At 39.2% G+C, this 5,305-nt stretch carries 6 protein-coding genes and 1 pseudogene; 2 read left to right on the forward strand and 5 right to left on the reverse strand.

Annotated elements, in window-relative coordinates:
* Positions 1-39 precede the first annotated feature (39 nt).
* Together ABUA47_RS22720 and ABUA47_RS22725 are read left to right on the forward strand one after the other, a co-directional pair.
* A complete protein-coding gene (locus tag ABUA47_RS22720) occupies positions 40-888 on the forward strand; it encodes a toprim domain-containing protein (RefSeq protein WP_138272014.1) in 849 nt (282 codons plus the stop codon).
* A 134-nt stretch (positions 889-1,022) separates the two neighbouring features.
* Positions 1,023-1,199 (forward strand): histone H1, encoded by a 177-nt coding sequence (locus ABUA47_RS22725; RefSeq protein WP_138272015.1) that lies wholly within the window; start codon positions 1,023-1,025, stop codon positions 1,197-1,199.
* Positions 1,200-1,372: 173 nt separating this feature from the next.
* Here the strand turns inward: ABUA47_RS22725 and ABUA47_RS22730 are convergent.
* The 5 genes and pseudogenes from ABUA47_RS22730 to hxsC all read right to left on the reverse strand — a co-directional run.
* Positions 1,373-2,317, reverse strand: a pseudogene (locus ABUA47_RS22730) (hypothetical protein).
* Positions 2,318-2,581: 264 nt separating this feature from the next.
* The gene (locus ABUA47_RS22735; protein WP_181215284.1) at positions 2,582-3,526 is read right to left on the reverse strand and encodes an adenylate/guanylate cyclase domain-containing protein; all 945 of its coding nucleotides are present in this window, start codon (positions 3,524-3,526) and stop codon (positions 2,582-2,584) included.
* Between the two features lie 3 nt (positions 3,527-3,529).
* Complete coding sequence (locus ABUA47_RS22740) at positions 3,530-4,099, reverse strand: Pycsar system effector family protein (RefSeq protein ID WP_219915886.1); 570 nt, start codon at positions 4,097-4,099, stop codon at positions 3,530-3,532.
* Positions 4,100-4,217: 118 nt separating this feature from the next.
* The gene (gene hxsA2 / locus ABUA47_RS22745; RefSeq protein ID WP_016272192.1) at positions 4,218-4,475 is read right to left on the reverse strand and encodes a His-Xaa-Ser repeat protein HxsA2; all 258 of its coding nucleotides are present in this window, start codon (positions 4,473-4,475) and stop codon (positions 4,218-4,220) included.
* Between the two features lie 35 nt (positions 4,476-4,510).
* A partial coding sequence (gene hxsC / locus ABUA47_RS22750) for a His-Xaa-Ser system radical SAM maturase HxsC (protein WP_349832101.1) occupies positions 4,511-5,305 on the reverse strand: 795 nt, incomplete at its 5' end.

A 5,305-nucleotide genomic window follows, 5' to 3' on the forward strand; every position in this document is an offset into this window, starting at 1 on the left:
GTGTATAACAAGTGATCAGTTCATGAAAAATGTCATGCTATGAACATACAGGAAGCAAAGAAAATCAGGCTTGTTGATTTTTTAGGAGGACTGGGGCATCACCCGGTCATACAGCGCGGGAACAGTGTGTGGTACAAGTCTCCTTTCCGGATGGAAAAGGAGGCTTCCTTCAAGATTGATCTCCGGAAAGAATTGTGGTATGACTTCGGTCTGGGGAAGGGCGGGGATATTATTACCCTGGCTAAGGAAATTTACCGGACAGATGATATAAGTCATGTGCTGCGGTGTATTGAAGATAAAAGGGCGGTTTTGAAACCGGTTACAATCTCCTGCCCTGTTGAAGAGGCGGCACCCGCCTTTCAGGAGTTGAAAATCAGGCCGCTTGCCAACCGTATATTGCTTGCTTATCTGAAAGAACGGTGCATTGATGTGGAAACAGCGGGGAAGATATGCAGGGAGGCCTCCTTCAAGCGGAACGGAAAAAATTATTTTGCCATTGCCTTTCCCAATATTTCCGGTGGGTATGAGATACGGAACAGATTTTTTAAGGCTTGTATCTCCCCCAAGGATATTACTTGTATCACGAATGGACAGGAAACGGGCAGGTGTTATGTGTTCGAGGGATTTATGGACTTTCTGTCTTTTGAGCCGGCCTTTCCTCTTTGGACGAAGGGGGATTGCCTGGTGCTGAACTCCGTCAGCAACTTGCCGAAGGCTTTTTCCTTTCTTTCACGATATGATGACATTTACACCTGTCTGGATAATGATGCTGCCGGAAATAATACGGTGATGGCGATGAGAGAAAAATATGGCAGCCGCGTACATGACCTTTCACAGGAATATGCCGGTTATAAGGATTTGAATGAATATCTGTGCCGTAAGCGATGAAACGTATGATTGTTGGAAGGATTATGTGAAGGGGGGTATTGAATGTCGTTTTGAATGATAAAACTACAGAATCATTTTCATTCTTGATTATTTTCGTTATTTTTGTGCCGATTATTAATTAAATAAAGGTTTATATGAACGAATTGTTGACTCAAATACAGGATGTATATGCCGCATTTTCTACCGATGCTGCGCTTCAGATTGAAAAGAATAACAAGGCCGCAGGTGCTCGTGCCCGCAAAGCTTCGTTGGAATTGGAAAAACTGATGAAGGAGTTCCGCAAACTCTCTTTGGAAGAGTCCAAAAAATAATTTCTTCTTTTCTGGTTATCTTTACTTGCAGTTGCGGGATGTCGGTTTGTGAAAAGCCGCCTGCTGCTACTCTTTTGATATTTTTTGACAGTACAACCAAAACGGATGCTCCAATAGGCTTGGGTTATAGCCGGTTGCGGTTCGTAATGGTTGTATTGTCCTGCAAATATGGGTTAAGGATGTTCCCTGTCTTGTTCGTTTCCCGCCCACAATGTCCGGTAGTCTTGGCAAATCCTTTCGTAATCTTCCGGCTTCAAGTGCGGGAAATTAGTGGCATACATATATTGAAGGTCTTCCGGCGTCAGTGCCGGATCTTGTCTTAGGATGTCATGGATTTCATCCTCGCACTCATAACGGTCGTTGAATATGCCCGTATGCGGATAGACAGCGGTACAATCCTCAATGATATGCTCTACAAATAGCAGGCCTTTCATCAGGTCTTTCTTGACCGTTATCTCGTGGTCTGAATGGGCGTTGTAATAACCGCAACTCAAGTTGACACAGCTGACGCCCATCCCGTTTCCTTTCAGGACCATTACGTCGGTCAACAACCCGTTGTTCTTCTTATAACCTCATTCTTCCGGTTTTACCGCTTTTATGAACTCATCCGAACAAAGTTCCGAGAAACCGATGCTTGTAATCAGGTCGGAATTGCCTTTCCGGTCGGGCTGGATGACAAACCGTACGTCGTTGAAAAAAGGCATGTCTGCGTTGGAACTGCCCGCGCATCCGGTTTCCTCCTCCCTGAAGAAAGCTATTTTAATGGTATCGTATTTTTTCAGGCATTCCAGACAGATGAATATTCCGTTCTTGTCATCCGCCCCCGGATTCTCAAACCGCCTTTTGCCCGGGGAATAGCCGAAAATGATGTCCTTTGTCTCTATCGCCTTGAAATCCTTGGAGTGGTGGCAGTGTGCCACCTGGTCGATATGGCTGACCAGGCAGGGATAGTTTTCCCCCGTTCCTTTTATCACATAAAGATTTCCGTATCGGTCCTGTGAAACGGATATGTTACCGGGAAGTGTTCCGATATAGGAACGGAGGAAACGTATCATATTCTGTTCCTTTCCGCTCGGGCTGTGAATGCTATACAGCTTCTTTAGCAATTGTGTATTCATGTTTTTTTTCATTAAATCTGGAAAGCTATTGTTTGTGCCTTATACAAAGGACTTTGGGAGAATTACCCGATTTTGAGGTAATGATTTGGCAACTGTGCCATTTACAACGTTTTGCCTTGATTTGCTTCTCAAGTAACTCATTTCTGCCGACAAAAATAATCAATCTTATTGTTTTTTCAATCATGTCATAAGAAAAATAGAAAACAGAAGATGATTTACTCGTATTATCGTTTCTACTTAGTTCAAATGTTTTCCACAAAGCATCTATGTTAGTTTCCAATGTAAATCTGCTCCCCAAACTTTATATGTTATATCTTTTATCTCTCTTGTTTCTTGTTTCCAATGTTTAGATTCTTGAGATTTTTGTTTTATATACTCTCTGTGTACTTCATCAGATATCAATATAGGGCTATACTCGTATTTCTCTGTTATTCTCTTAAATGAAGAAATGTTACGGATATGAATATTTAAACCATTGACAGGAGAATAATCTAATTCACGTGCAAGCTGCTCCGCAGTTAGTTTTCTACTATCTTTAAACCAACCATTGCGTGGTTTGCACAAAAATGACGGAATTCCTAACGGGTCGTAATAATAGAAATCCCCAGTTACATTATAAAATTCATCTTCAACTGTTTTTCCAGCAAAGTCAGTAAGCCGCGAAGCAAGGTTCGCTGGTTTACCAACCCATACCAATCCCTTGTTTTCTGTATTCTCGTTCCCTTTGCGTTCAATACCGACCTTTATTACTCGCATTTCTCCATAATCAACACCTATACCACAATGAAAATCAACAGAGGTAAATATCTCATTAATTATTTGGGAAATGTGATTAATTGTAATAGCACAATTTACTGCATTAACAAAACAGTTACTAACAGGAAACACTACCATAACTCTGTCTCCTATGATGTTTCTCACATATCCATCATGTTCTCTTGCAGCATTCAGTACTCCCTTTGTGAATGCAGTATAAATTCGGCCCATTGTTTCTGTATCATGTTCACGGGTTAATTCTACTGAATTTCGAATATCAACAAATAAAACACAGGTTTCAATACACTTGCCTTTTTTAGCATCTCCACTTTCATATGTTAAATCGCAATCAGATAAGGAAGGTACTTTCGAAGATGTATTATACGTAAAACCTTTTGTATGAACATCATCTATCATATTCCTCACGTCTGTTATAAAATCTTTTAATCCCATACATTATAGAGTTATAAGTTGAATAAATGAAATCAAAACAAGCAAAAATAGGAAGGAACAAAAACACCTCACTGATTTTTTATGGTATTTGAATTTGTTATTACAAATGGACGAATTGATATATACTTGCGAATACAAATCGTTTAACATTGATTCTTCGGACTGATTTGCAATATCATTTTTAAATACATTAAAACTTCTGTTAGATATAGTGGTGAAATGCAACAGTGATTTTTCAGTCAATCCGGGCTGCTTAAACAAATTAGTGTCTATTGTTCCTTTTATAACTTGAAGCGAGTAAAAAATAGAGAGGAAAATAAGGATAAACATTGCTGCCAGTATAAATAGTTGAACGGTGTTGATTATTGAAAATACACCATTTCCTGTTTCATAATAATTGTATATTGGCATGATTAGTTGTTGGTGTATAAAACTAATGTAATCAGAGGTACACAAAATAGTAAGTACAACACCTTCAATAGCCAATAAAATACTAGATTTCTGGTCGCAATTATTAATCCAACCATTTACTCTATCCAATCTCAAGGTTAATTCATCTTTTGTTATTCCCATAATTTCCAATTTTAGAGCAAAGGTACTACAAAAAACAACAACTACTGTAAGTGAATGGAATAAAGTGAAACAAAACGGACGAGCTAATTAATTAACCCGTCCGTTGATTGTTAATTTCTTATCTGCTCGAATAGTGTGAACTATGAGAGCGATGAGAACTGTGTGAACTATGCGAGCTATGGCTGCTATGAGAACTGTGGCTGGCGAGTAGTTTAAACTCGGCAGAGGACTGTTCCAACACCAATGATTGTTCCTGCTGCTGTTCGATTTGAGTGTCGCTATTGGTTACCTTAGCGACAATCTTTTCACTAACAGAGGAGCAATAGCTTGCACCTGCAAGGATTGCAGAGACCGCAAAGAACAAGAGTTTCTTCATTGATACCTCCTTTTTTTAATTAAACATTCAGTTACCTAACACGATATATCGGATGATATATGTTCTATTTTCTTGATGTGCGTACTATGAGCCTGTCTATTAGACTCAAAGAATCCCGCACATTGCCCTTTCAACACACAACCATCGCATTCGGGGATATATATGTCTTTCCAATCCGAAATAGATTGCTGAGCATAGCAACGAATATCTTCGGGTAATACACATAATTGCGCATTATAAATATAGGGTTTCATTCCTCTATCTGCAAGCAGTAAAACCGCTTCACGCAATTCCCTATTGTAATCATACGGGTCTATCCATAGTTCTTCAAAATTTTCTTTCGCCAAGCCAGTTGTTTCCATTTGCATAAAAGCGACTTGGACGACAAAAGGGAAATTGTGATAGATGAAATCCGCAAATTGAGGAAGTCGTTTGTAAGTTTGCTTATGAACGACTATACGTAATCCTATACGCTGACGGAATAATGCTAAATTATATAGTCCTTGAACTGTCTTGTAGAATGTTTTAGCTCCTACAATACGGTTGTGCTCGTCCGCAATATCCGAGAATAAAGGTATATCTATTTGCAAATCCTGATGTCTGCATTTAGCTAACTTCATTGCGTATTCTTTGTCCGCAAACTTTACACCATTAGACAGAATGCTGATTGCTGTATGAGGTAATTCTTTCTTGATATAGTTTACCAGCGTAAAGAGATTATCCCCAATAAGAGTTGGTTCTCCTCCTGTTATACCTATTTCCTGTGTTTTTTTGTCAAATAAGGAAATAAGTTTCAAATTGAACGGGGTCTTATCTTTTTCCTGCAAAAT

This window comes from Bacteroides sp. RTP31139st1_H2_RTP31139_211217 (assembly GCF_040227615.1).
GTDB lineage: Bacteria > Bacteroidota > Bacteroidia > Bacteroidales > Bacteroidaceae > Bacteroides > Bacteroides uniformis.

What these genes read in the sequence shown, in the direction of transcription:
- ABUA47_RS22725 (WP_138272015.1), top strand. Translation starts at nt 1,023, where the DNA reads ATGAACGAATTGTTGACTCAAATACAGGATGTATATGCCGCATTTTCT.
- ABUA47_RS22735 (WP_181215284.1), bottom strand. Translation starts at nt 3,526, where the DNA reads ATGGGATTAAAAGATTTTATAACAGACGTGAGGAATATGATAGATGAT.
- ABUA47_RS22740 (WP_219915886.1), bottom strand. Translation starts at nt 4,099, where the DNA reads ATGGGAATAACAAAAGATGAATTAACCTTGAGATTGGATAGAGTAAAT.
- ABUA47_RS22720 (WP_138272014.1), top strand. Translation starts at nt 40, where the DNA reads ATGAACATACAGGAAGCAAAGAAAATCAGGCTTGTTGATTTTTTAGGA.
- hxsA2 (WP_016272192.1), bottom strand. Translation starts at nt 4,475, where the DNA reads ATGAAGAAACTCTTGTTCTTTGCGGTCTCTGCAATCCTTGCAGGTGCA.